This is a genomic window from Candidatus Methylomirabilota bacterium, assembly GCA_036005065.1.
In the GTDB taxonomy this organism is placed as follows: Bacteria; Methylomirabilota; Methylomirabilia; order Rokubacteriales; family DASRDR01; genus DASYQW01.
The window spans coordinates 1-22,787 of sequence record DASYQW010000222.1 but is presented as its reverse complement, the minus strand read 5'-3'; the positions used below and the strand labels follow the sequence as shown (position 1 = coordinate 22,787).

Below are 22,787 nucleotides of genomic sequence, written 5' to 3'. Positions count from 1 at the left end.
CCGTCGGACCCGCCGCGGGTCAGGCGAGGTTGCGGACGAGCCCGCCATCGACCTGCACCGTCACCCCGGTCACGTAGGAGGCGCACTCCGAAGCGAGGAACACCACCATGCTGGCGACCTCCTCCGGCTGCCCCATCCGCCCCATCGGGATCGTGGCGGCGTCTTGCCTGATGAACTCCTCGAGGGGAACGCCGACGACCCTCGCCCGGCTTTCGAGGAAGCCCCGCGCGCGGTCGGTCATGATGCGACCCGGGCAGATGGTGTTCACGGTAATCCTGTCCCCGCTCACCTCGTCCACCAGCGAGCGCGTCAGACCGGCCACGCCCGGGCGGATCGAGTTCGACAGAAGCAGACCGTTGATCGGCTGCTTGATCGAGGTCGACTGGATGTTGATGATCCGTCCCCACCGGCGGCGGCGCATGTGGGGGAGCACCTCCCGGATCATCCGCACGGTCGAGAGGAGATTCAGCTCGAAGGCCGCCTGAAAGTCGGCGTCCGTCATCTGATCGAACCGCCCGAACGGCGGGCCGCCGGCGTTGGTCACCAGGATGTCCACGCTGCCGAAGGCCTCGACCGTGCGGGCCACCAGCGCCCGCACCGCCTCCGGGTCCTGCACGTCGGTCGGAATCGGGAGCACCTCGGCGCCGGTCTCGCCGCGGATCTTTTCGGCCGTTCTGGCCAGCTCGTCGCCCGAGCGAGCGCAGATCGCCACGCGGGCGCCCTCCGCCGCCAGACCGCGCGCGGAGGCCCGGCCCAGCCCCTTCGAGGCCGCCGCGACGAGCGCCGCCTTCCCCTTGAGTCCGAGATCCATTCGGCAGCCTCCTCCCTCACGCCCGCCCCAGCACCCGCTGGAGCACGGGCACCTCCGCGATCTTCTCGGGCGTCAGCGCCTCGGCATAGATTCCCCGGGGGCGCGGGTAGGCCGGGGTGATCCGGATCGGCCCGTCCGGCGTCACCACCACGTCGACCGGGATGTCATGGGCGCGCATCTCGAGCGCCTGCGGAACCATCTGCAGCGGATGGATGGTGGTCACGATGAGCGTCTGGGCGTCGACCTTGCCGGCCTGGGCGAGGAGGCCGTATTCGAGGTCGGAGAATCCGCCCCCTTTTCCGACCCGGGCGCCCTTCCCGTTCACGGCCACCGACCCGCACACGATCAGGTCGATCGGCGGCACCGCGTCGAGCCGCACCGGCCGACCGAGGCGTTCCGCCCCCTTGATGGAGGCAGCCTGGAGCGCGCGGCGGGCCAGCCGGGCGGGGTCCAGCTCCAGGAAGCACTCGAGGGTGCGGAGGCGCGGGACCGCCATGTAGAGGAGCTTGCCTTCCCGGAGAGCCAGGCGCCGCACGGGGAGCTGCGGCGCATCCGGGTTGATCTTGATGACCCGGGCCCCGCGCCACGCCGGCAGGCTCTGGAGGCAGAGCGCCGCCCGCTCGGCGCCGACGAAGTTCGGGATCCGGCCCTTCGCCCCCGGGAATCGCGCGACCCCGCGGACCTCCATCGCCCGCCAGATCATCTCGCGGACCTCGGCCTTCGAGGTCGGTAACGTGCGAGTCATCCCGGGCGGCTCACGCCATCTCCTCGGGGGTTTCAATGACGACGAGGAACCCAAACGTCTCCCAGGTCGAGGGCTGCGCGCCCCGACGGTCGACGCGGCGCTGATCGCGGCCGACCGGGCGGCGGGCCTTTCGGCGGTCGCCCGCCCGGCGGTCCCACACGACCCGCACGTCCGGGTCTTCGGCGAACCGTTCCTTGAGCATCTTGTACACGTCGCTCTGAGAGCGGCGGACGACGAAGACGTAGCGGAGCCCCTCGCTCGTCATGTCCGCGCGGTCTCTTCACGTCTCGGCACCGCCATCTTCCCGCAGTTGGCTTGCCGCCGTGCCGGCCAGCGGCTAGAATCGAGCCGAGGAACCCCGTGGAGATCCTCGAGTACGCCGACTACCTCTGACCCTGGTGCTACCCGGCGGCCGTGCGCCTCCGGCAGCTCCGTGCGGAGCTGGGAGACCGCCTCACGCTCCGCTGGCGTGCCTTTCCCCTCCGCCCCACGCCCGACCCGACCGCCACCTTCGCCGGCACCTATCGCGAGGAAGCCTGGCGGCGCTGCCGGGAGCTGGCCCGCGACACCGGCGTCAGCTTCCGGATGTGGGAGCGACCGGACTTCCCCGCCTGGAGCCTTCCCGCCCTGGAAGCCGCCAAGTGTGTGGGGCTGCAGGGTGACGCCGCGTTCGAGGCGGTGCACATCAGGCTCTACGCCGCCTTCTTCGGCGACGGCGTCAACATCGGCATCCCCGACGAGGTCGCAGCGGTCGTGCGGGCCGTGCCCGAGGTCGACGGCGCACGCTTCATGGCCGATTATACGGCCGGGAAGGGCCGGCAGGCCGTCCTCGACGACTACGAGGCGGCCGTGCGAGAGCACGGCGTGCGGGCCATCCCGACCGTCGTGCTCGCGGATGGCCGCCGCATCGTGGGGGCTGTCCCCCTCACCGAGTACCGCCGGACCATCGCGGCCTAGTTCCCGCTCGTGGCCGAGCTCCAGCCGACTCCGATTCATCTCGATACCGAGGATCCCTGGCGGGTCTTCAAGATCATGGACGAGTTCGTCGCCGGGTTCGAGGGGCTCGCGAACATCCCTCCAGCGGTCGCCTTTTTCGGCTCCTCGCGGGCCACACCGGACGACCCCGCCTATGCCCTCGCGGAGAAGACGGCCCGGCTGCTCGCCGCGCACGGGTTCACGATCCTGACCGGCGGCGGCCCCGGGATCATGGAGGCTGCCAACAAGGGCGCCATGGAGGTGGGCGGGCTCTCCGTCGGTCTCAACATCGACTTGCCCCAGGAGCAGGCGCCGAACCCCTACCTCGTCCGGCTCCTCAACTTTCGCTATTTCTTCGTGCGCAAGGTGATGTTCGTCAAGTATTCCATCGGCTTCGTCATCGCTCCCGGAGGCTTCGGTACTCTCGACGAGCTCTTCGAGGCCACCACCCTGGTTCAGACGCGGCGCATCCGGCGCTTCCCGGTGATCTTACTCGGCGCGGCCTACTGGCAGGGGCTGCTGGATTGGCTCCGCGCCGTCGTGGTGCGCGACCGCCGGGTCAACGACGACGAGCTCGCCATCCTGCGCCTCGCCGACACCCCCGAGGAAGTTCTCGCCTACCTGAGGGCTGACAGCCCCGCCCTTCCCGCCACGGACCCTTCGGCGGCCAGCGAAACGAAAGCCGGGGGCTCTGGAAACCCCCGGCTCGGCTGAATGTCGCGCGGCCGTCTGTCGGCGACGTACCGCGTCGGCCGCCGCTAGCGCCGGCCCCAGCCGCCTCCACCGCCACCGGGACCGCCCTCCCGGCGCCCGCGCCCGCCGCCGCCCGGTGACCGGTTCGGCTGCGGACGGGCCTCGTTGACCACCAGGTTCCGGTCGCGGAAGAGGCGACCGTTGAGCTGCTCGATCGCCCGCTCGGCCTCTTCCTTGGTGGACATCTCCACGAAACCGAAACCGCGGGGCCGACCCGTGAACTGGTCCGTGATGATCCGGACGGACTCGACGGTCCCGGCCTGCTGGAACAGCTCACGCAGGTCTTCCTCCGTCGCTTGGTACGAAAGGTTCCCCACGAAGAGCTTGGCCGACATCCCCCACCTCCTGGACTGGCCGAGACAACAACGCCCCCAAAGAGTCGGGCCTCTTTGAGGGCACTCTACGCGAATGCGCCAAAGGTGACCCTTGGCCGCTACACCCTACTCGGGCGCCCGAGCGGTGTCAAGGCCCATTTTCGGACAAACACTTAAAGGTAGACCCCTCGGCTGGCGCCGCCGTCCACGGTGATGCTGAGACCGGTGAGGAAGCTCGCACGCTCCGAGGCCAGGAAGACCACGAGATCCGCCACGTCCTCCGGTCGCCCGATCCGCCCGAGCGGCTGGGCCCGCTCGACCTCGGCCCGGAGGTCTTCCGGGGATCGTCCCTGGGCCTGCGCCTGCCGGGCGACCAGGCTGTCCCACCGCTCGGTGGCCGTGGCGCCCGGGCTGACCGCCGCCACCAGGATCTGGTCCCGGGCGGCCAGATCGGCCAGGGCCCGCGTGAAGTTGATCAGCCCGGCGTTCGCGATGCCGCCCGCCATGTAGGTGGGAGTCGGGTTCCGGGCGGCGGCGCCGATCACGTTGATGATGCGCCCCCAGCGGCGCGCCCGCATGTGGGGGAGGACGGCCTGGGCCATCCGCACGTAGCCGAGGACCTTCAGTCGCCAGTCATCGGCCCACTGCTCGGCGGGCGTCGTCAGGAAGTCGCCACCTCGGATGGCGCCCGCGTTGTTGACCAGGATGTCCAGGCGCCCGAATCGGCCTATCGCAGCCGCCACCACGCGGCGCGCCGCGTCGGCCTCGGTCAGATCGGCCGCCACCGTCAGGACCTCCGCTCCCTTGGCCTGAAGCTCGGCCGCCGCTCGCTCGAGCCCTTCGGCGCCCCGCGCGCAGAGCGCCAGCCGGCATCCCTCGGCCGCCAGGCCGGCCGCGCAGGCGCGGCCGATGCCCTTGGATCCCCCGGTCACCAGCGCCACCCGTCCGTTCAGTCCGAGCTCCACGCCGCCCTCCGTTCTGGTTCGGTGATACCGAGCTCCCCTGCTCCAGCAGGTCTCGTCAGGAGCAGCGCCATGCCGACTCCGTCGGCGATGTCGTCCGCGGGCGCGGCCAGGGTGAGGCGGGGGGTGGAGGCTGACCGGCCTCGAGCGCGTCGCGGACGCCGCCAAGGGACTGCTCCCAGGCCTCCGTGTCCAGCGGGAGGGCGCCCCGGGCGGCGGTGAGCTTGGCGAGACCCTCCGCCAGCAGCGAGCGTGCGCCAGGATGGTTCCCCTGCTGGGCGTGGTGGAAGGCGACCGCGACCTGGATGAGTCCCTGCAACGCCACTCGCGCGAGGCCCTCCGCGCGCATCCAGGCGGGCTCCAGCAGCTCGTGCACCTCGAAGTAGAGCCCCGCGTCGGCAAGCCGCGCAGCCCGGCCGAGCAGGCCCGCCTGGCTCCCGCCCGCCTCACCGCCGGCGCCCTCGGCGACCATCGACGTGGCGGCCGCCACCCGTCCGCACAGCGCCGGCCGGTACATCTGGTGAGCGCCCCGAAGCCGCAGGCGATCCGGGCCCGCTCTCTCGAACCAGCCGAGCGTCAGGAGCCGGGTCGCGTCCTCGGGCCGAAGCCGCCCCTCCTCGCTGCCGCAGAACCGCACCAGGGCCCCGAGCGTCTCGCGGGCCGAGACGTCGTCGAAAGCGTCGAGGATCAGCTCGGCCAGGCGATTACGGAGTCCGAGGGGAAGTGCCACGCGACGGCGTCCGGCGCGCGGGGGCGCTCAGCGATCGCCGCCGCCCGTCGCGCTCGGCGTGGCCACCGTCGTCCGGCCCGCCGCCTTGGCGAAGAGTTCCTCGCCGAGCTGAAGCGGCGTGCCACGCCCGCCCTGCCGGAGCATGATCCACTCCCCCAGGATCGACAGGGCGATCTCCTGGGGCGTGCGGGCGCCGATGTCGAGACCGATGGGACTCCGGAGCGCCCGCACCCGATCAGGCGGAACACCGTCGGCCAGCAGCCGCTCCGCGACGAGGATCGCCTTGCGCCGGGAGCCCATGAGGCCCACGTACCGGGCCGGGGTCCGGACCGCGGCCGCCGTCGCTTCGAAATCGAGGTCGTGGTTGCGCATGGCGACGACGATAGCCGTCCGCGCGCTCACCGCGATGGTGCCGAGTGTCTCGCCGACGGGCCCGGCGAGCACCTCGTCCGCCTCCGGGAAGCGCCCGCGGCTCGCGTACTCCGCGCGATCGTCCACGACCGTGACCCGGAGGCCAAGAAACTTTCCGAGGGTCGCCAGGGCCTTGCCGACGTGTCCGGCTCCCACGATCACGAGAGCCGGATCGGGGGCGAAGGCCTCCGCGTAGAGACGCACGCTCTCGATCGACATCAGCTCGGCGCGCTCTTCCCCCAGAACACGCCGCCCGAGCTCCGCCGCCGCTCGCTCGAGGCCCGGCTCGCCGGGCGCTTCCGGCGGGTCCCCTTCCCGGACCAGCAGGCGCCGGCCGGCCTGCGGCCCCTCGACCACCGTCACCAGCGCGAGCGGCTCACCGCCGCTCCCGCTCGCCTCGGTCACCGCCCGAAGCCACCCGAGAGCCTCCTCGGCGAGCGACTCGATGAAGACCACCATCGTCCCGCCGCAGGCGAGTCCCCACTCGTCGGTGCCCGTGGAGAGCGCGTATTCCCGCAAGACGGGTTCGCCCCAGCCCAGCTGCGCCGCCGCCTCGCGCACCGCCTCCGCCTCGACGGCGCCACCCCCCAGCGTGCCGAGCGAGCCTCCGTCGCCCCGCACGAGGATCCGCGCTCCGACCTTCTGCGGCGTCGAGCCCCGGGTTGCCACGAGCGTGGCCAGCGCCACCCGTTCTCCGATCGAGACCCGCTGCCATGCTTCCCGCAGGATGTCTACGCTCATGGTGCTCTCATCATAGCAGCATCGTCGGTTCGACTCGGGGCAAGGGTCTGCTCTCGGGGGCCCCGGATCACGCGCGTGCCCGCGACCAGATCGTGAAGGGCGCGCTTGTCCCGGCGCACCGCAACGGCCAGGTGGCCGACGAGGAAGAGAATCGTCGAGAGAACCCACGCCGCCTGACGCGCGAGCGCGCGGGGGTAGCCGATCGCCTCACCGCTCTCGGCGACGACGCGGACGCCGGCGAGCATCTTGCCCAGGGTCCGTCCGCCGGTGCCGTGCATGAGGATGAAGTACGCGGCGGGTACCACCAGGATGTAGGCGGCCTCGAAAGCCCGCTCGAGGAGCGGCCACCTTGCGAGCGGCACCGCCAGGAAGTCGCCGACCACGAGCAGCCCCCACACGACGACGACGTCCGCGGCCAGCGCAAACGTGCGCCGCCAGAAGCCGGCCGGTCGTGGCCCGGCCGCCTCCGTCCGGGACCGCAGCCCGACCGGCCCGGTCGTTGCCGCGTCCGGCGGCCGCTCCCGGGCGGATGGTGGTGGCGTCTCGCCGACATCCAGAAGCCCGCCGGCGCCCATCGCCCCGCCACTATAACAGAGCCGACCGGAGGCGTCTCGGGCCCTGCCCGGCCGGTATAATACCGTCTGCACCATGATCTCCGTCGCCGAGGCTCTGGCCCACATCCTTGCCCAGGTCGTCCGCCCTCTCGGGCCCGAGGCGGTCCCACTCCAGCAGGCCCTCGGACGGGTGCTGGCCCGCGACGTCGCAGCCCCCTTCGACGTGCCGCCCGCGGACAACTCGGCAGTCGATGGCTACGCCGTCCGAGCGGGGGACCTCCGGCCCGGCGGACGCGCGCGACTCCGGGTGGTGGGTGACCTGCCCGCCGGCTCGGCGTTCGCCGGGACCGTGGGTCCGGGTGAGGCGCTCCGCATCATGACCGGCGCCCCGATGCCGGCCGGCACCGACACCGTGGTGCCGCAGGAGGTTGCCGAGCGGGATGGCGATGCCGTGCTCCCGGAGGCCGTCGAGCCGGGGGCCAACGTCCGCGCGCGCGGCGAGGACGTCCGGACGGGCGCCGTGGTCATCGCCGGTGGCGCGGTGCTCCGGCCCCAGGAGCTCGGCCTCCTCGCTTCGCTTGGTCTTCCGGAGACCTGGGTCCACGACCGGCCCCGCGTCGCCCTGCTCTCCACCGGCGACGAGGTGGTGGAGCCCGGGCTGCCCCGCAAGCCCGGCCAGATCTACGACGCCAACCGCTTCTCGCTACACGGACTCGTGGAGGCGGCCGGCGGCGTTTCCATCGACCTCGGCATCGTGCCGGACGTTCGGGACATCCTGCGCGCGCGCCTCCTCGAGGCGGCGGAGGCGGCCCACGTCGTCCTCACCTCGGGTGGCGTGTCGGTCGGAGTCTACGATCTCGTCAAGGACGTCCTGGCCGAGATCGGCGGCGTCGAGTTCTGGCAGGTGGCGATGCAGCCGGGCCGACCCCTGGCGGTGGGGAAGATCGGCGAGAGCCACTTCTTCGGGCTGCCGGGCAACCCCGTGGCATCCATGCTGTGCTTTCTCCTGTTCGTCCGCCCGGCCCTCTGGAAGCTCGCGGGACGCCGGGAGCTCGAGCCGCGCCAGTTCACGGCGGTGGCCGCCGAGTCGATGCGAAAGAGGGTGGGGCGGCGCGAGTTCAAACGCGGCATCCTGACCTACACCGGGAGGGGCTGGGAGGTCTCGACCACGGGGCCCCAGGGCTCGGGCATTCTCTCCTCGATGGTGGCGGCGAGCTGCCTCGTCATCCTCGAGGAGTCGCGCGGAGACGTCAAGCCAGGCGAGTCGGTGCTCGTCGAGCCCTTGTGAGCCTCGAGCCACCCTGAGGCGACCGCGTGGCGTCGCCGACGATCAGGGCCTCGGGCGCCGGACGCTCTCCACGATCGTGATGCGTCGAGCCACGGGGCGATCCCCCTCCTCCGTTGACTCCACGACGACGAAGTCGCCCGCCAGGAGATCAGCCAGCGTCACCGGCACCTCGTCGTACGCTCCCCGCCCCCGCATTTCCCAGGCACGGAGGCGCACCGCGCTCACGATCGGGGTGTCGCGATCGACGTAGACCTCGTGGCGGCGCCGCTGTCCCTTTTCCGCCAGCTCTTCCACGACGACCCGGCCATCACCCAAGTCGACTCGCTCGACCTTGCCGGAGTAGCGCAGGGCCCGCTGCGCGAGCCCGGGGGCGGGCAGCAGGGCCAGGATCGCCGCCAGGGCGAGGATCCGAAGGACGCCGTACCGGCAGGCTGAGGGCGGCTGGCGGCGCCGACGCCGCCTCAGGCCGCCCACCGGGCTTCGCGTCTGACCAGGACGGGAGGGATCCGGAAACGCCCCGGCGCCTCGGCAGTCCGCGGCAATCCCATCGCTCCGAGAATCTCGCCAGCGATGGTCTGTCGGAAAAGGAACGCGGTGATGTGCCCGGCCGACAGCCAGCGGATCGGCGGCTCGCCCAGCGCGCGCCAGAGCTCCAGGGTGAAGTGGAGCGGGACGAGGCGATCGTAGCGCGCGTTCAGCATCAGCAGGCGGGCGGCCTGGACCCGTGTGGCATAGAGCGTGGCGTTCCCGGTCGCCCAGAGGGCCGCGAGGCGCGCCAGCGTGATCCCGCGAGCCTCCATCGCGCGGCGATAGGCTTGCGTCAGCATGCTTTCCCAGACGATGCCCGCCGTGTCGCCGCCGGCGAGCGCCGATACCCCGAGGTCGAACGGCTCGACCGCCATGAGGATGTGGGCGATGATCCCCCCCAGGCTGAACCCGATGACGCCGACCGGAACCCCGCGGCCCCGGAGCAGACCGACTACGCCCCGCGCATCGATGATCGCCTGGCGGAAGGCGGCTGACGTCCACAGGGGGTCGCTGGAGAGGAAGTAGGCGCCGCTCGGGGCTTTGTTCGGGGCACGCTCCCAGTGAAACGGCAGCGACATCAACGCGCTCGCGACCCCGTGGCGCGCGAGATCCCGACAGAGGCGGTCCTCGAACTCCTGGTCCTGGCGCCAGATCCCGTGGAGAACCAGGAGCGCCCACCGGATGGGCTGATGGGCAGGACGATAGAACCGGACGACCACGCGATCGTTGGCCGAGATCCCGAAGGGTGCGGAGCTCTGGAAGGCCAGAGACTCGACCTCCACCCCCTCCGCCTCGTCGACCGTCTCCCAGACGTCGGGGTTGATGGGGCCCGGGGCCGGGTAGAACCACTCGGGGTCGGTAGCCGACCGCGGGTCGAGGCAGAGATCCTCTCCGAGGGGACTCGTCCCGCACGACACCAGGGTGGGAGGGGGAACCTGGCGGACTCGAGCTCGATCGGCCAGACCGCAGAAGACTCGCCAGAGGGTCCCATCCATGTCAGCTTTTCTCCCTTGCCCACGGCTTCTGCTAAATCAGTGCCAACCCATAAGGTTGGCTAAACCCCCTTGCCTTCAGCGTAACTCTAGGGACCCCAGCGCTTCGGTGTCAAGAAATTTGCCACGGACCCCTGCGGGAAACCCTGTAGCCGTGGCGAGGTAGCGACGTCGAGTGCGGCCTCAGTCTGACAGCTTGAGCAGCATCCCGGTCCGCCGAGACCGCGTCACGGCCCATCGAAAGGCTCCGTAGCCCACGACGATGTAGGCGAGGGCGAGCCCGAAGCCCCGGCTCCAGGCATTCGGGAAGACCGGCGGAAAGCCGTAGTAGGCCCGGAATCCCTCCAGGAAGTACGTGAGCGGGATGCCTGCCGCGATGCCGGCGAGCGGCCCCGGCAGCATCGAGACCGGGTAGTAGATGCCGCAGAGGAGGAGCACCAGGCTCACCCCGGACCAGGCGGTGACCTCCGCGTGGACGCCGAAGAGCAGGAGCACGGTCACCACCAGGAGCCCCACTCCCGCGGCCGAAAGGAGGAGGCCGAGGACGAACCCGGCAGCCGGTGCCCACCCGGGGGCGAGGAGGCTCACGCCGAAGGCCCAGTGGCTCACGCTTCCCATCAGGGCGAACACGACGAGCCCCCGTACCACGCCCATCAGCCAGGCCCCCACCGCCATGTGCCAGGGCTCGACCGGCGCGAGGAACTGGTGCTTGACGCTCTTGGCCCAGATGTCGAACATGACCGCGTACGCGACATCCAGCTGACAGACCTGGACGATGGAGAAGGCTAGCGTTCCCACCAGGACGAACACGGTCGCGTCCGGCCCCACTCTGAGGAATGTGGTCATGAACCCCACCGAGAGCAGGGTCACCACCGGCCAGAAGACCACTTCGAAGACGGTCATGACGTTCCGGCGGCTCATCAGCCAGTTCTTCCGGAAGAACGCCGAGGTCTTGGTGAGCTCGCGCTGCCAGGCCACGCGCCGGCGATTCATCGGGCGAGCTCGATGAAAACCGACTCCAGGCTGGGCTCGGCCACGCTCACGTCGGTGACCGGCACTCCCTGCTCCATGAGGTGCCGGAGGATCTCGGGGAGCCGCTTCCGGGCGTCGTCCACCAGGGCCTCGACCCGGCTCACCTCGCTCCGCACCGCCAGGACGCCCGGCAGTCGCCCGATGCCCGTCCACCCCTCACCCTCGACGCTCAGCAGGATGCGGTCGCCCATGAAGATCTGCCGCTTGAGGCTCTGGGCGTCGCCGCGGGCCAGAATCGCCCCGTTCCGGAGGAAGGCGATGTCGTCGCAGAGCTGCTCGGCCTCGCGCATGTAATGGGTCGACAGCAGGATCGTCATTCCCCGAACGCGCCGGAGGGCGGCGATCTCCTCGCGGACTCGCACCGCGACGTCGGGGTCGAGCCCGACGGTGGGCTCGTCGAGGATCAGGAGCTCGGGATCGTTGACGAATGCCTTGGCGAGGGCCAGGCGCTGCCTGAGGCCGGTGGACAGCTCGTTGTAGGGCACGTCGGCGAACGCCGCCAGCTCGAACTGCTCGAGGAGGGCCGCCACGCGACGCGCCCGCGCCGCCCGGGCGAGGCCATAGGTGCGTCCCGTCACGTCGAGCACCTCGCGCGGGGTGAGGCTCCAGAGGAAGGACGTGCTGCCGGAGGCCATGTTGATCCGTTCCCGTAGCCGGCGGGCGTCGCGAACGACGTCGAGACCGAGCACCCGGGCTTCACCCCGATCGGGCAGGAGGAGGGTGGCCAGGATCGACAGGAGGGTCGTCTTGCCGGCCCCATTCGGCCCCAGGATCCCGAAGATGGCCCCCTCCGGCACCGCGAATGACACGCCCCGAAGGGCGACCTGGCGATGGCGGCGCGGCCACGGCGCCCGAAAGATCTTCTCCAGTTCCCGGACCTCGACGGTGTGCCGCGGGGTCCCCACGGGGCCACTCTACCACACGCGATTTGGCCGCCCCCGGGCCGGTGCGGTAGGACCTGCCGGGCGCCGGAAAAAGCTTCGCACGCCCCAGCCGGCTCGGTGGCGCTGGCGCGGCAATGCCGTCGGCATTCTTCTTGCTGCACCCTGTCCCGGATGAAGCCGACACGCCCGCGACGCCCCGAGGGATCGAGCCGGCGCTCTCGCCTCACCCGGCGGCAGCGCCGCCAGCTGGTCCACGCCGCGGGGGCGCTGGTCGGGACAGCCATCGCGGCGGCGGGCGGCTGGCTTTATGCCAGTGCCCGACCCGCGGAACCGCCGCCGCCGACGGTCAGCCGCCCCGCGATGCCGGCCGCCGCTTCCCCCGGAGCCGGGCTGAGCCTTGGCCTGCCGGCCCCCGGAGACCTGGCGGTCCAGGGCGGCATCCTGGAAGTCCCGACCGTCGACTTCACCGAGCTCCTCCCCGGCTGCCACCGCTAGGCAAAATGCGAGGGGGCCTCGACGGCCCCCTCCCACGCCCACCCCCAGGATAGGTGGCGCGGGCCAAGCCCGCGCTCGGAGGTGGAAGCGCAACCGGCCGGCCCCCGTTGGCCGGGCGCGCGGGTTGTGCCTCCCCTTCCCACCCTGTTAGGATGATCGGACGCACGCCATGACCGAGCCTACCGAGTGGTCCGCGGCGACGCATGAGATTCCGCCGGGCGCCTCCGCCAAGTTCCCGCTGGTCTGGCGCGGGCGGCGCGTCGAGGGGTTCGTCGTCAACTTCGAAGGGCGCTTCTACGCCTACGTCAACCATTGTATCCACGCGGGCACGCCGCTGGATTGGTGGCCCAACGAGTTCTTCACCGACGACGGCCGTCTGCTCATCTGCGCGACCCACGGCGCGCTGTACGCGCCCGAAACGGGACACTGCGCGGGCGGACCGTGCGGAGGCGGGAGCCTCTACACCCTCGCCGTCCGCGTCGTCGAGGATCGCGTCATCGTCTCGGCAGACCCGTCGGGCGATGGCTGAGGAAGTCGACGCCGTCCGGACGGCGAACGAGCGCTTCTACCGCGCCTTCGAGAGCCTGAGCCTGGCCGAGATGGAGCCCCTCTGGGCCCACGGGGCGCACGTGGCCTGCGTCCACCCGGGGTGGCCGCGCCTGGTGGGCTGGGAGGCAGTCCGTGACTCCTGGGACGCGATCTTCCGGAATACCCTGGAGATGCGCTTCACCGTGACAGACGTGCAAGTGGAGGTCCGCGGCGACGTCGCGTGGGTCATCTGCACCGAGAACATCCTGTCCGAGGCCCGCGGGAACCTTTCAGTGACCGCCATCCTCGCCACCAACGTCTTCGAGCGCCACGGCGACGACTGGCTCATGGTTCACCACCACGCCTCGCACATCCTGTCGGCGCCCGGCGCGTCGGAGACGGAGACCGATACCTCCTGACCCGGGTGTCACGTGCAGGATCAGCGCCTGGCCTTCAACGCCTGCTCGACCTCGGCCCTGCCCTTTCGCGCCTGGACGTTCTCCGGATCGATCTCGAGCGCTCGCTGGTACTCGCTCAGCGCCCGCTGGTTGTCGCCCCGCTCCCGGTGGAACTGGGCCAGCTCGAGGTAGTCGGCCACCGCTTGTCGCTGGTCCGCCGTGAGCCGGCTCTCGGCCGGCCTGGCCGGCGACCCCTGGCCGGGCGCCGGCGCTGCGGCGGCGGGCTTCCCGGCCGGCGCCGGCTGCGGCTTGGATGCGGCCGGCGGCGGTGTCGGCCGCGGAGCCTGAGGGGCGGGCGCCGGCGCCGGCCGGCTTTCGGCGGGTGCCGCGGGCGCGGGGGCAGCCGGCGCGGGCGGGGAGGGCGGAGACGCCACGACGGGGGGCTGAACGGGCGCCGCCGGCGCCGAGGGCGCGCTCCCGCCCTGGGGGCTCGGGAAGCGGTAGAGAAAGGCCCCGCCTCCGAGGATTGCCACCAGCGCCACTCCCGCCAGGACGAGGCGCCCCCGCCGGTCGGAGACCGAGCGGGTCGCGTCGGCGATCGACGGAGTGGTGTCGCTCCGCGGCCCCCCCTCGGTGAGCGGGCGCGGGGGCGGCGTCGCCACGGCGATGGCGCCGGCCGGTTCGCGCGGGGTGAGCCGGGGCCCCGCCACCACCGTCGGTCGCTCGGACCCTGGCTGCGGGGCGCCCCGCGTCGGCCCCAGGGTTCTGACCGTGCGCTCGCGGAACTCTTCGAGCCGCGCCCGGTCGCGGTAATCGCGGGCGCGCTGGTGCTGGGGGACCTCCCGGAGGACAGCGTCCAGCTCCGCGACCGCCTCGTCGAACGCGCCGCGCTCGAACGCCGCGATCCCGCGGGCCACCTTCGGCTCCAGGCTCTCGACAGTGCGCGCGAAGCCGCGCAGCCGCTCGGCCTGACTCTCCAGATCCCGCAGGATCGTCGTGAGGCCCGCGTCCGAGAGGTGGGGCTCGGCCAGCGGGAGCGTCTCCTCGCCCAGCGCGGCCGCCCCGACCGCCGCCACCAGCACTCGGTGGAGCCGCATGACCTCCGCGAACTTCCGGTCGACCTCCTCGCGCAGGTCGGTGGGGGTCTCGGCCGGGACGAGATCCAGCACCACCTCCAGGTCCGCGCGGAGCGCGTCGAGGCTCTGATAGCGGGCCGCGGGATCCTTGGCGAGGGCGCGGCTCACCGCGCGAACCAGGGCCGGCGGCAGGCTCGGCGCCAGCTCCTCGAGCGGAGGCGGCGGCTCCGAGCGCACCTTCTCCATCGTCTCGAAGTAGTCCTCGCCCCCGAACGGCTTCTGCCCGGACAGGAGCTCATAGAACACGACCCCTACCGAGAAGATGTCCGACCGGGCATCCGTCCGCCGGCCCCGTGCCTGCTCGGGGGACATGTAGTTGGGAGTACCCATCACCAGGCCCGTGCGGGTGAGCTCGGAGGTTTGCAGGCGCGCGATCCCGAAGTCGAGGATCTTCACCTGACCGCTCCGCAGCACGAAGATGTTCGCCGGCTTGATGTCGCGGTGGACCACTCCACGCTGATGGGCGAAGGCCAGCCCCGAGCAGATCTGAATCATCAGGTTGAGCTTCTGTCGCAGCGGCAGCGGGGGCGTGCGGTCGACGACTCGCGAGAGGGGCTCACCCTCCAGGAGTTCCATGACGATGAAGATCTGTCCCTGGTCCTCCCCGAGCTCGTAGACCGTGATGATGTGCGGATGATTGAGGCGGGCCGCCGACTGGGCTTCGCGGAGAAAGCGCTCGCGGGCCTCGACCCCGACGTCCGCGCCCTCCGCCATGACCTTGATCGCGACCAGTCGGTCCAGCTGCGGGTCGTGGGCTTTGTAGACGGCGCCCATCCCCCCGCGGCCGAGGGGCTCGAGGACGCGGTACTTGCCGATGCGCTCGGGGGCGCCGCTCACCGGAACCTCGTGCTCGCGGGGCTCACCTGGCGGTCCGCCCCGGGCCCCTACTGGCGCAGGAGGTCCTCGATGTGATTCTTGGCGAGAGCGGCGAATTGCTCCCCGGTCCGCTCCAGCTCCGCGCTCGCGGTGCAGTTCATGTATTCCTCGACCGCCCGGGTGAACTGCCGTCGCCGCTGAAGCTCGCGGCCCGCGTTCAGGTAGTACTCCTGCCGGCTGCCGTAGTGCCTGGCGATCAGCCGGACGATGTTGACCACGACCTTCTCGGTGACCCGGTTGAGCACTTCGGTCGGAATGGGCGCGTTCTTCGCCACCGCCTGGATGCCGGCCGCCTCGACGCCCTCGGAGAAGTCCTGCTTGAAGGTCTCCTGCTCGTCGATCTTCTCGGCCAGGAGGATCTCGCCGCGCTCGACTCCGACCAGCCGGAAGGACACGCTCACGTAGCCGACCGCCGTCACCGTGCCCACGCGATAGGTGAACAGCTGGTGGACCGGCTCCTGGATGGTCTGGGGCGGCACCCCGTCCGCAGCCTTCTTCCGCCCTTCGCGGACCTGGGCGAGGTGGATCTCGTAGGCGGGGTTGGGGACCGTCCGCGACCCCACCTGGACCGTGACCGTCTTCCGCCCTTCGGCTTCGTTCTGGTCCACCTTGTACTGCAGCACGCGTCCGACGAGGATGACGTCGATGCCGGCGATCTTCCCGATCTCCTTGGCCGTCTCCACGTCGAGGACGCCGGCCTGGCCGATCGAGATCTCCTTGATGATCGACTGGAGCGCCTCCCGCTCGATCACCCGGAAATCCTTCCGCCCGAGCTTGAAGAGATTGGTCACGATGCTGCCCGAGACGATCGACCCCGCGTCGGGCGCCGCCTTGGGCGCCTCCAGCTCGAGCACGGCGATCTTCAAGGATGCCCGATCCAGGAGCTTCTCGCGCGTCTGCTCGACCTTGTTCGCGACGTCGCGATAGAGCGGATCGACCTGCTGGAGGGTCTGGAACCAGAGAAACGTGTTGCCCCACATCTTCTGGTTCTCGAATTCGAGGGCCCGCTCGTAGAGCTTGGCCGTCAGCTCCCGGGTCACCCCGCGGAGCTGGGAGTCGACGCCGGCGGCGGGGCCGAAGGCTTGCAGCGACTGCCCGAGGGCCGCGTAGACTTTACCCCAGTCGTCGTTCTCCGCGCGCCGGAGGGCCTCCGCGTAGTACCGTCGGCGTCCCTCTCGGGCCACCCGTTCCATGCTGTCGCGGAGACGCACGTCGTTGGGCCAGTACTTGGCCGCGGCCCGCAGGAACCAGAAGGCCTTCTCGGGCTGGCCTTCCGCCTCCAGCCGGCTGGCGCGACCCATGTAGTAGGCGAGGCTGTCGCGCTCGCGAGCCGTCTTCAGGCGCGACTGGATCCCCTCGTTCGACGGATCGCGCCCGAGCGCTTCCTCCAGGTGCCGCGCCGCCTCACGCCACTCCTCGGCGGCCTCCGCCTGGGTCGCCAGCCGGAGGCTTCGGTCGATCGCCCCCCGGATCGCCTCCGCCCGCTGGCGGGTGGCGACCGCATTGCCGGGGTCGATGGCGAGCGCCCGGACGGCGGCCTGCTCGGCCTCCGCCCATTCCTCGCGCTGCGCGTTCCCGCGCCCCTCGGCGAGAAGCTGCTCGACCTGGCGAGCCAGCGCCGTTCGACGCTCGCGCAGCGTCGCCTGGAACTGGAGGGACGGAGCGTGTCCCGGATCGTACTTGAGCGCGCGCTCCACCGCCGCCAGTCCTTGGTCGATCTCGGGGAGCCGATTCATCGCGCCGGCCACCGCGGTGGCGCCCCGAAGCTGCTCCTGAGCGGCGCCCGCGCGCGTCTGGGCCAGCGCGGTCTTGTACTGGGCGTTGTCGGGCTCCTTCTGCAGGGCCTGCTCGTAGGCGCGGATCGCCTCATCCCACTTCTGCTGGCCCGATAACTTCTGCCCCAGCTCGAAGTCCGCTCCCCCGGCGGCACATCCCGCCAGCCAGAGCGCCACTATCGCCACGAGCCCGACTCGGCTGTGTGTCCGCCACCTCGCCATCGTCAGGGTCCTTTCTTCTTCCCGGGTTGGTCGCCGAGCATCTCCTTCAGGTTCTCCTGCCCGGTCCGCTCGAGCGCCTTGGAGGCCCTCTGCAGGCTTCGCGCCCGCGTCAGCGCCTGCCGATACCGGGCGTTCGCGGAGTCGAGGGAGAGCGCTCGCTCGAAGGCCGCCACCGCCTCGTCGTAGTTCTTGAGCTGCAAGAGGGCGAGGCCGACACCGTTGTGCCCGAGGGCGGACTCCGGGTTGGCCCGGATCACGAACTGGAACTCGCGGAGGGCGCGGGGAAGCTGGCCGTCGGCCAGGAACGTCTCCGCGCGGGCGAGGAGGTCGGCTTCGATCCCCTTGAAGGCCTTCCAGACCTGCGGCTCGCCGGGGTCGATTTCCATGGCCCTGACGACGAGCGTCTGGGCGCCACGAATGTCGCCCTCGGTGGCGAGCGTCTGGGCCTTCTCGAGGAGCGGGCGCACCAGCTCCCACCGGCTGGGAGCCTCGGCCGCCGGCGGGGCTTCGGGAGCCGGGGCTGTGGGCGCGGGCGCCGGGATGCCCGCCGGTGGCAGGGCCGTGGTCATCACGGGCACCCGGGCCGGTGACGCAATGGGCGGCGGCGGCGGTGGCGGCGGTCCCAGAATCAGGGCGGCCATGGTCTCGGCCGCCCCCTTGGGCAAGGCGGCGGCAGGCGGCGGCTCCAGAGGGTGCCCCGGCTTCGTCTCTTCCCGCGGCTCCTCGGCCTCGCTGGACACCGGTCGGGTGGCAGTCGCGGGCGGGGTCGGCGCCGGAGGAGGCGCGGCGGCCGGAGCGGGAGCCGGCACGGGGGCGGCGGCGACCGAGGGGACCGAGGCTGTGGCCGCGGCGGGAGCGGGCGCCGGGGGAGAGGGGGCCACGGCGACCGAGGAGGCCGGAGGCGCGGCGCCGGCAGGAGCCGGGGCCGAGGGCAGGAGGCCCGGGGGACTCCCGCCGGGCGCGACGGTCCCCTCCCCCCAGGCGAGGGCCTGAAGCGCCTGAACCAGCGTCGGCGTGGCGCCGGCGGCCCGGAGCTCGTCCGTGATCTCCGCGGTCATCTTGAAGTCGATTCCGAGCTCTCGCACGACGGCCAGCAGCCGTCGCTCCTGGACGTTCTTCCGGATGAGCTTGACGACCTCGGGCTTGCTGAGGGGGGTCGCGTCGGCCGCGGAGACAAACCCGGAGCCGATCAGCAGCGCCCCGGCCACGAGGGATCGCCAGGCGGCCGCGACGCCGTATCGCGGGGCAAGGGCCCCCCTCTCGCCGGGCGCGTCCCGGCGGAGGATGACCCTCCAGGATCTCGGCCGAGCGCCCACGGAAGCCCTCCCGGGTCTCACTGCAGACCGGTTAGTTTACGGAGAGCATCCGGGGGATGTCAAGAAATGCATCACAGCGGCTCAGCGGTACTTGACGAACACCCGGAGGAGACGCCCCGAGTAGGCCGCCTTGTTGTCGGCCCTGGCTCGCTCGACCTCCGCGGCGTCGGGACAGGACGCGGCATCGCCCACAGCCAGAATCGTCGCCTTGTCAGGATTCGCCAGGTTCAGGAGCTGGATGAGCACGGGGATGTCGCCCAGCCCGCCGTTAGGCGTCCGCTCGACGTGGAAGGCATTCGGCACCACGCCCCGCGGCTGCCGGACGTGCACGACGAAGGCGAGTGTCTCGTCGAGGTTCAGCCGGACCATCTCGAGCTTGCCCTCGATGGCGCAGAGGGCCGACGCCGGGCTGGGAGTCAGCGCGGCGATGGCGACGAGGAGCCAGAGCACCGTCCACCTCATAGTGTGCGTCACGACGACCTCCTGTCGGCCTCCCGGTGTCCCGGGCCCCCGTGCGCCCGCGGGCGGGCTGCCCCTTTCCGGGTCGGCTCGGCTACAATGACCGCGTGCGGGCTGCCGTCGTCACGACCCTGGCTCTGCTCACGGGGTGCGGGAGCGCCGTCGAGCGATCCTTTATCTACTACCCCACACGTCGCCTCGAGGCAACCCCGGGAGATTACGGACTCGCCTTCGAGGAGATCCGGCTGGTCGCGGAGGACGGCGTCGGCCTCCACGGCTGGTACGTCCCGGGCCGGCGGCCGGTGACCGTGTTGTGGTGCCACGGCAATGGGGGCAACATCTCCCACCGGGTGGAGAACCTCCGGCTTCTCCATGACCGCCTCGGGGCGGGCACCCTCCTCTTCGACTACCGGGGCTACGGCGAGAGCCAGGGCGTTCCCTCGGAAGCCGGGACCTATCGCGACGCCCGGGCCTTCCGAGCCTGGCTCCGCCGTCACGCGCTCCGGCGCGACGAACCCGTCGTCTATTTCGGCCGCTCCCTCGGCGCCGCCGTCGCCGCGGTCCTCGCCGTCGAGGATCCGCCGGCGGCCCTCATTCTGGAAACGCCTTTCACCTCGGTCCAGGCGATGGCCAATCTGACCCTGCCCGGCGCGGGCTACCTCTTCCGCACCCGCTACGACACCCTCGGCCGGATGGGCCAGGTGCGCGCCCCCATTCTAGTCCTCCACGGCGACGCCGACGAAGTTGTGCCGTTCCGGCACGGGCGGGCCGTCTTCGAGGCTGCCCCCGATCCCAAGGCCTTCCACCGGATCGCGGGGGCCCGCCACAACGACACGTTCCTGGTCGGCGGTGAGGCGTACTGGGAAGTCTGGGAGCGCTTCCTGGCAACCCACGTCCCGGGCTGGGACGCACGCTGACCCCGGACCGAGAGCCTCTCGGACAACCCACGCGCCCGGGCTCGGCCAGCCGCGCGGGTTGGTGTCCGCTCCGAGCGGCGGCTCTGCCGCCGCAACGGTCCTGGGGGAGGCTTCGGAGGCCGCAGAGGCCCCCTCTGATGATCTACTGGATGCGGACGACGACCTCGCCAGGCAGCCGGCCGAGGAGATAGGCGAGGGCCTGCTCGAGGTAGTCCGGCTCCTTCGATTCCAACGTCACCCGGACCTTGTACTCGGGGTTCGAGAACTCGGGATAGGAGCCACACAAGAGCTGGGGGAACTCCCGCAGCATCGCGTTCAGGTGCTCGGCCAGTGTGCCCTCGCCAATCCGGACGTAGACGCTCCGGAGGATGAACGGGCGCTCGCGGAAGCGCTCCTTGATCGCGTCGAACTTCTGGCGGAAGATTTCGGGCACGCCGGGGAAAATGAACACGTTCTCGATGGCGAGCACCGGCACGATCAAGGCGTCCTCGGCCAGCAGCTCGGCGCCCTCGGGGATCTCAGCCATCTTGAGGCGCGCCTCGTTGACCCTACCCTGGTAGAGCTGGCCGAGGCGTGCAACCAGAGCCGGGTGCCGGACCACTCCGACTCCGAGCCCCCGGGCGATTCCCTCGATCGTGACGTCGTCATGGGTCGGGCCCACGCCCCCCGACGTGAAGACCCAGGTGTAGACCTGGTGGAACTCGCGGACCTCGCGGGCGATGAGCTCCACCTCGTCGGGGATCACCGAGACCTTGCGGACGTCTACCCCGAGATCCCGGAACTGACGACAGAGGTAGGTCGCATTCGCGTCCACGACCTTGCCCGAGAGAAGCTCGTTACCGATCAGGATGATGCCGGCGGTGTTCGCCATGCTGCGACCCGTCAGGCGTGATTGTACTCAGAGCGCGACGGGCGGGGCAAGGCGACGCGTCGCCAGCGTGCGCTTGCAGCACCCGGGGGTCGATCGGTATCGTCAGGTCGTGGAAAAGCTGCTCCTCCTGGCGGTCCTGTCCTGGCTCACGGGGCAACCCCTTCTCTCCCTCCTGGTGGTGCTCCTGCTCACCGGCGGCACCTACGGGTACCTGACCGGGCGACTCTTCCGCATCCCAGAAGCCTTCGAGCGGTGGCGAACGATCCGGGAGCTCGACCGGACCGTACGCACGAACCCCCACGACGCGGCGGCCCAGAGTGACCTCGGTCGCCTCCTGGTCGAGGCGGGCCGGCCGGCCCGAGCCCTGCCACACCTGGAGGCGGCCGCCGCCCGCGTGCCGGACGCCCCCGAAGTCCTCTACTACCTCGGCGCCGCTCGACTGGGCCTCGGCGACCTCGCGGGTGGCCGCCCCCTCATCGAGCAGGCGCTCGCCCTCGATCCCAAGCTCCGCTACGGGGAGCCGCATCTGGCGCTCGCCAATTACCACCTCCGGCGGGGCGAGGCCGCCCGGGCCGTCCCTCACCTCGAGGAGTTCACCGCTCTGCATGCTTCCAGCGTGGAGGGTCGCTACAAACTCGCCCGCGCCTACCGCGCGACCGACCAGGTGAGCCGGGCCCGGGCCGCGCTCGACGAGGCCATCCGGGTCTACCGGGACGCGCCACGGTTCAGGCGGCGCCAGGAGCGGCTGTGGCGCCTGCGAGCCGGCTGGCTCCGGCGGCGGCTGGCCGCGCGAAGCCTCTGGCCGTGATCCGGCCCGGGACTCTCCTCACCTTTCTGGTGGCGCTCTCGACCGACGCCTTTCCGCCGCGCCCGTGGCTCGATCGGCTCGCCTGGCTCCTCCCGGGCCCGACCGCCACGCGGTGGCTGCTCCTCGCCGACCTCTTCTGCCTCGTCGCCCTCGGCCTGGGCGCCCGATCGCCCCTGCTCGGCGTCCCGGTGGCTCTCGGCGTGGGCTTCGTGGCGTTGAACCTGGCCGGTATGGCGCTCACCGACTTCTACCTGGGGCTCGCCCTCTTCCACGTCACCCTCGGCGTGATCGCCGCCGTCGCGCTTCGTCGGCGACGGTGGATCGGGATCGGCCTCGTGGCTCTCGCGTTGCTGCTCGGTATCCTCACCTGATCCTCCACGCCGGCGCCTCTGCGTTGTCAGCACGCGCGGGCCTGATGTAGAATGGCGCGACTGAGCGGCGAGCACGATGACCCCCGACTCCCCGATCCACCTGTCCGGCTGGGCTCTGGTCCTGGGCGCGTCGTCCGGCTTTGGCGAAGCGACCGCCCTGGCCCTGGCCGAGGCCGGCATGTCGGTGGCCGGTGTCCACCTCGACCGCAAGGCGACGCTCCCGAACGCCGAGCGGATCGCCGGGGAGATCAGGCGGCGCGGCCGCGAGGCGCTGTTCTTCAACGTCAACGCCGCCGACCCCGACCGCCGGACCGAGGTGCTCGACGCTCTCCAGCGCCATCTCGAGACCCGCGGTGAGCCGGGACAGCTCCGGGTCCTGCTCCACTCGCTCGCCTTCGGCACGCTCAAGCCGTTCCTGGCCGAACCCATCAAGGAAGCCGTGTCCAAGGACCAGATGGACATGACCCTCGACGTGATGGCCCACACCCTCGTCTACTGGACGCAGGACATCGTCGTCCGCGGGCTCATGGGGTCGGGAGGTCGCGTCTTCGCCATGACGAGTGGCGGCGGCGCCCGCGTCCTCCCGAACTACGGCGCGGTCTCCGGCGCCAAGGCTGCCCTCGAGTCCCACGTTCGGCAGCTCGCCATGGAGCTGGCCCCTCGGGGGATCACGGTCAACGCCGTGCGGGCCGGCGTGACCGACACACCGGCGCTCCAGAAGATCCCGGGCGCCGACAAGATCAAGGCCGCCGCCCTGGCCCGGAACCCCGGTGGCCGCCTGACGACACCCGTGGATGTCGCCCGCGCCCTCGTCGCCTTCGCGCATTCCAGCACCTACTGGATGACCGGGAACGTGCTGGGCGTGGATGGCGGCGAAGACATCGTCGGCTAGGGC

Annotated in this window: 26 protein-coding genes and 1 pseudogene; 10 read left to right on the top strand and 17 right to left on the bottom strand. The window is 71.3% G+C overall.

The annotated features are described in order from the left end of the window. Positions 1-19: 19 nt before the first annotated feature. Genes VGW35_16460 through VGW35_16450 form a run of 3 tightly spaced genes read right to left on the bottom strand, consistent with a single transcriptional unit; the run spans position 20 to position 1,821 of the window. Positions 20-811 carry an SDR family oxidoreductase gene (locus VGW35_16460; protein HEV8309253.1) on the bottom strand — a complete coding sequence of 264 codons (792 nt, stop codon included), beginning with the start codon at positions 809-811 and terminating at the stop codon, positions 20-22. Between the two features lie 16 nt (positions 812-827). Continuing rightward, the gene (locus VGW35_16455; GenBank protein HEV8309252.1) at positions 828-1,556 is read right to left on the bottom strand and encodes a 5-formyltetrahydrofolate cyclo-ligase; all 729 of its coding nucleotides are present in this window, start codon (positions 1,554-1,556) and stop codon (positions 828-830) included. Between the two features lie 10 nt (positions 1,557-1,566). Next, entirely contained in the window at positions 1,567-1,821 is a 255-nt protein-coding gene (locus tag VGW35_16450; GenBank protein HEV8309251.1) for a hypothetical protein, read from the bottom strand. Between the two features lie 140 nt (positions 1,822-1,961). Between VGW35_16450 and VGW35_16445 the strand changes: the two are divergent. Next, a pseudogene (locus VGW35_16445) lies at positions 1,962-2,513 on the top strand (DsbA family protein). A 9-nt stretch (positions 2,514-2,522) separates the two neighbouring features. Next, complete coding sequence (locus tag VGW35_16440) at positions 2,523-3,245, top strand: TIGR00730 family Rossman fold protein (GenBank protein ID HEV8309250.1); 723 nt, start codon at positions 2,523-2,525, stop codon at positions 3,243-3,245. A 44-nt stretch (positions 3,246-3,289) separates the two neighbouring features. On the opposite strand, the gene VGW35_16435 is transcribed toward VGW35_16440, so the two are convergent. The 5 genes from VGW35_16435 to VGW35_16415 form a co-directional block, all read right to left on the bottom strand. Further along, positions 3,290-3,619 carry an RNA-binding protein gene (locus tag VGW35_16435; GenBank protein HEV8309249.1) on the bottom strand — a complete coding sequence of 110 codons (330 nt, stop codon included), beginning with the start codon at positions 3,617-3,619 and terminating at the stop codon, positions 3,290-3,292. Positions 3,620-3,771: 152 nt separating this feature from the next. Then, positions 3,772-4,563: an SDR family oxidoreductase gene (locus VGW35_16430; protein ID HEV8309248.1), complete on the bottom strand. Its 792-nt coding sequence runs from the start codon at positions 4,561-4,563 to the stop codon at positions 3,772-3,774. 55 nt (positions 4,564-4,618) lie between these two features. After that, positions 4,619-5,290: a DUF309 domain-containing protein gene (locus VGW35_16425; protein HEV8309247.1), complete on the bottom strand. Its 672-nt coding sequence runs from the start codon at positions 5,288-5,290 to the stop codon at positions 4,619-4,621. Between the two features lie 27 nt (positions 5,291-5,317). Next, complete coding sequence (locus VGW35_16420) at positions 5,318-6,442, bottom strand: XdhC family protein (GenBank protein ID HEV8309246.1); 1,125 nt, start codon at positions 6,440-6,442, stop codon at positions 5,318-5,320. Beyond that, complete coding sequence (locus VGW35_16415; GenBank protein ID HEV8309245.1) at positions 6,439-7,017, bottom strand: RDD family protein; 579 nt, start codon at positions 7,015-7,017, stop codon at positions 6,439-6,441. The genes VGW35_16420 and VGW35_16415 overlap by 4 nt, the downstream gene beginning before the upstream one ends. Before the next feature lie 73 nt (positions 7,018-7,090). Here VGW35_16415 and glp point away from each other — a divergent pair, with 73 nt between their 5' ends. Continuing rightward, positions 7,091-8,284 carry a gephyrin-like molybdotransferase Glp gene (gene glp / locus VGW35_16410; GenBank protein ID HEV8309244.1) on the top strand — a complete coding sequence of 398 codons (1,194 nt, stop codon included), beginning with the start codon at positions 7,091-7,093 and terminating at the stop codon, positions 8,282-8,284. 42 nt (positions 8,285-8,326) lie between these two features. Here glp and VGW35_16405 read toward each other — a convergent pair whose 3' ends face one another. The 4 genes from VGW35_16405 to VGW35_16390 all read right to left on the bottom strand — a co-directional run bounded on the left by VGW35_16405 (position 8,327) and on the right by VGW35_16390 (position 11,741). Further along, positions 8,327-8,758 carry a hypothetical protein gene (locus tag VGW35_16405; protein HEV8309243.1) on the bottom strand — a complete coding sequence of 144 codons (432 nt, stop codon included), beginning with the start codon at positions 8,756-8,758 and terminating at the stop codon, positions 8,327-8,329. Then, entirely contained in the window at positions 8,746-9,807 is a 1,062-nt protein-coding gene (locus VGW35_16400; protein ID HEV8309242.1) for a hypothetical protein, read from the bottom strand. Before VGW35_16400 ends, VGW35_16405 begins: the two co-directional genes overlap by 13 nt. A 180-nt stretch (positions 9,808-9,987) precedes the next feature. Beyond that, entirely contained in the window at positions 9,988-10,797 is an 810-nt protein-coding gene (locus tag VGW35_16395) for an ABC transporter permease (GenBank protein ID HEV8309241.1), read from the bottom strand. After that, a complete protein-coding gene (locus tag VGW35_16390) occupies positions 10,794-11,741 on the bottom strand; it encodes an ABC transporter ATP-binding protein (protein ID HEV8309240.1) in 948 nt (315 codons plus the stop codon). Before VGW35_16390 ends, VGW35_16395 begins: the two co-directional genes overlap by 4 nt. Positions 11,742-11,891: 150 nt before the next feature. Between VGW35_16390 and VGW35_16385 the strand changes: the two genes are divergently transcribed. From VGW35_16385 to VGW35_16375, 3 genes are all read left to right on the top strand, one after another. Then, positions 11,892-12,215, top strand: a complete 324-nt coding sequence (locus tag VGW35_16385; protein ID HEV8309239.1) for a hypothetical protein — start codon at positions 11,892-11,894, stop codon at positions 12,213-12,215. A gap of 169 nt (positions 12,216-12,384) precedes the next feature. Next, positions 12,385-12,744, top strand: a complete 360-nt coding sequence (locus VGW35_16380) for a Rieske (2Fe-2S) protein (protein ID HEV8309238.1) — start codon at positions 12,385-12,387, stop codon at positions 12,742-12,744. Continuing rightward, positions 12,737-13,162 carry a nuclear transport factor 2 family protein gene (locus VGW35_16375; GenBank protein HEV8309237.1) on the top strand — a complete coding sequence of 142 codons (426 nt, stop codon included), beginning with the start codon at positions 12,737-12,739 and terminating at the stop codon, positions 13,160-13,162. The genes VGW35_16380 and VGW35_16375 overlap by 8 nt, the downstream gene beginning before the upstream one ends. Positions 13,163-13,182: 20 nt before the next feature. Here VGW35_16375 and VGW35_16370 read toward each other — a convergent pair whose 3' ends face one another. The 4 genes from VGW35_16370 to VGW35_16355 form a co-directional block, all read right to left on the bottom strand. After that, positions 13,183-15,114, bottom strand: coding sequence for a protein kinase (locus tag VGW35_16370; protein ID HEV8309236.1), 1,932 nt, complete (start codon positions 15,112-15,114; stop codon positions 13,183-13,185). 47 nt (positions 15,115-15,161) lie between these two features. Beyond that, positions 15,162-17,114 (bottom strand): CsgG/HfaB family protein, encoded by a 1,953-nt coding sequence (locus VGW35_16365; GenBank protein HEV8309235.1) that lies wholly within the window; start codon positions 17,112-17,114, stop codon positions 15,162-15,164. Between the two features lie 38 nt (positions 17,115-17,152). After that, entirely contained in the window at positions 17,153-18,358 is a 1,206-nt protein-coding gene (locus VGW35_16360; protein HEV8309234.1) for a tetratricopeptide repeat protein, read from the bottom strand. A gap of 189 nt (positions 18,359-18,547) precedes the next feature. Next, entirely contained in the window at positions 18,548-18,940 is a 393-nt protein-coding gene (locus tag VGW35_16355; GenBank protein ID HEV8309233.1) for a hypothetical protein, read from the bottom strand. Positions 18,941-19,032: 92 nt separating this feature from the next. Here VGW35_16355 and VGW35_16350 point away from each other — a divergent pair, with 92 nt between their 5' ends. Continuing rightward, positions 19,033-19,842, top strand: coding sequence for an alpha/beta hydrolase (locus tag VGW35_16350; GenBank protein HEV8309232.1), 810 nt, complete (start codon positions 19,033-19,035; stop codon positions 19,840-19,842). A 142-nt stretch (positions 19,843-19,984) separates the two neighbouring features. On the opposite strand, the gene VGW35_16345 is transcribed toward VGW35_16350, so the two are convergent. Next, the gene (locus VGW35_16345) at positions 19,985-20,713 is read right to left on the bottom strand and encodes a molybdopterin-binding protein (GenBank protein ID HEV8309231.1); all 729 of its coding nucleotides are present in this window, start codon (positions 20,711-20,713) and stop codon (positions 19,985-19,987) included. Between the two features lie 109 nt (positions 20,714-20,822). Here VGW35_16345 and VGW35_16340 point away from each other — a divergent pair, with 109 nt between their 5' ends. From VGW35_16340 to VGW35_16330, 3 genes are all read left to right on the top strand, one after another. Continuing rightward, positions 20,823-21,521 (top strand): tetratricopeptide repeat protein, encoded by a 699-nt coding sequence (locus tag VGW35_16340; protein ID HEV8309230.1) that lies wholly within the window; start codon positions 20,823-20,825, stop codon positions 21,519-21,521. Next, positions 21,518-21,892, top strand: coding sequence for a hypothetical protein (locus VGW35_16335; protein ID HEV8309229.1), 375 nt, complete (start codon positions 21,518-21,520; stop codon positions 21,890-21,892). Before VGW35_16340 ends, VGW35_16335 begins: the two co-directional genes overlap by 4 nt. Before the next feature lie 76 nt (positions 21,893-21,968). Beyond that, the gene (locus VGW35_16330) at positions 21,969-22,784 is read left to right on the top strand and encodes an SDR family oxidoreductase (GenBank protein HEV8309228.1); all 816 of its coding nucleotides are present in this window, start codon (positions 21,969-21,971) and stop codon (positions 22,782-22,784) included. The last annotated feature ends 3 nt before the right edge of the window (positions 22,785-22,787 follow it).

Bases quoted from the DNA above. Each gene is read 5' to 3' on its own strand.
- VGW35_16415 (HEV8309245.1), bottom strand. From the start codon at position 7,017: ATGGGCGCCGGCGGGCTTCTGGATGTCGGCGAGACGCCACCACCATCC.
- VGW35_16420 (HEV8309246.1), bottom strand. From the start codon at position 6,442: ATGAGCGTAGACATCCTGCGGGAAGCATGGCAGCGGGTCTCGATCGGA.
- VGW35_16400 (HEV8309242.1), bottom strand. From the start codon at position 9,807: ATGGATGGGACCCTCTGGCGAGTCTTCTGCGGTCTGGCCGATCGAGCT.
- VGW35_16330 (HEV8309228.1), top strand. From the start codon at position 21,969: ATGACCCCCGACTCCCCGATCCACCTGTCCGGCTGGGCTCTGGTCCTG.
- glp (HEV8309244.1), top strand. From the start codon at position 7,091: ATGATCTCCGTCGCCGAGGCTCTGGCCCACATCCTTGCCCAGGTCGTC.
- VGW35_16375 (HEV8309237.1), top strand. From the start codon at position 12,737: ATGGCTGAGGAAGTCGACGCCGTCCGGACGGCGAACGAGCGCTTCTAC.
- VGW35_16345 (HEV8309231.1), bottom strand. From the start codon at position 20,713: ATGGCGAACACCGCCGGCATCATCCTGATCGGTAACGAGCTTCTCTCG.
- VGW35_16435 (HEV8309249.1), bottom strand. From the start codon at position 3,619: ATGTCGGCCAAGCTCTTCGTGGGGAACCTTTCGTACCAAGCGACGGAG.
- VGW35_16385 (HEV8309239.1), top strand. From the start codon at position 11,892: ATGAAGCCGACACGCCCGCGACGCCCCGAGGGATCGAGCCGGCGCTCT.
- VGW35_16450 (HEV8309251.1), bottom strand. From the start codon at position 1,821: ATGACGAGCGAGGGGCTCCGCTACGTCTTCGTCGTCCGCCGCTCTCAG.
- VGW35_16460 (HEV8309253.1), bottom strand. From the start codon at position 811: ATGGATCTCGGACTCAAGGGGAAGGCGGCGCTCGTCGCGGCGGCCTCG.
- VGW35_16380 (HEV8309238.1), top strand. From the start codon at position 12,385: ATGACCGAGCCTACCGAGTGGTCCGCGGCGACGCATGAGATTCCGCCG.
- VGW35_16395 (HEV8309241.1), bottom strand. From the start codon at position 10,797: ATGAATCGCCGGCGCGTGGCCTGGCAGCGCGAGCTCACCAAGACCTCG.
- VGW35_16455 (HEV8309252.1), bottom strand. From the start codon at position 1,556: ATGACTCGCACGTTACCGACCTCGAAGGCCGAGGTCCGCGAGATGATC.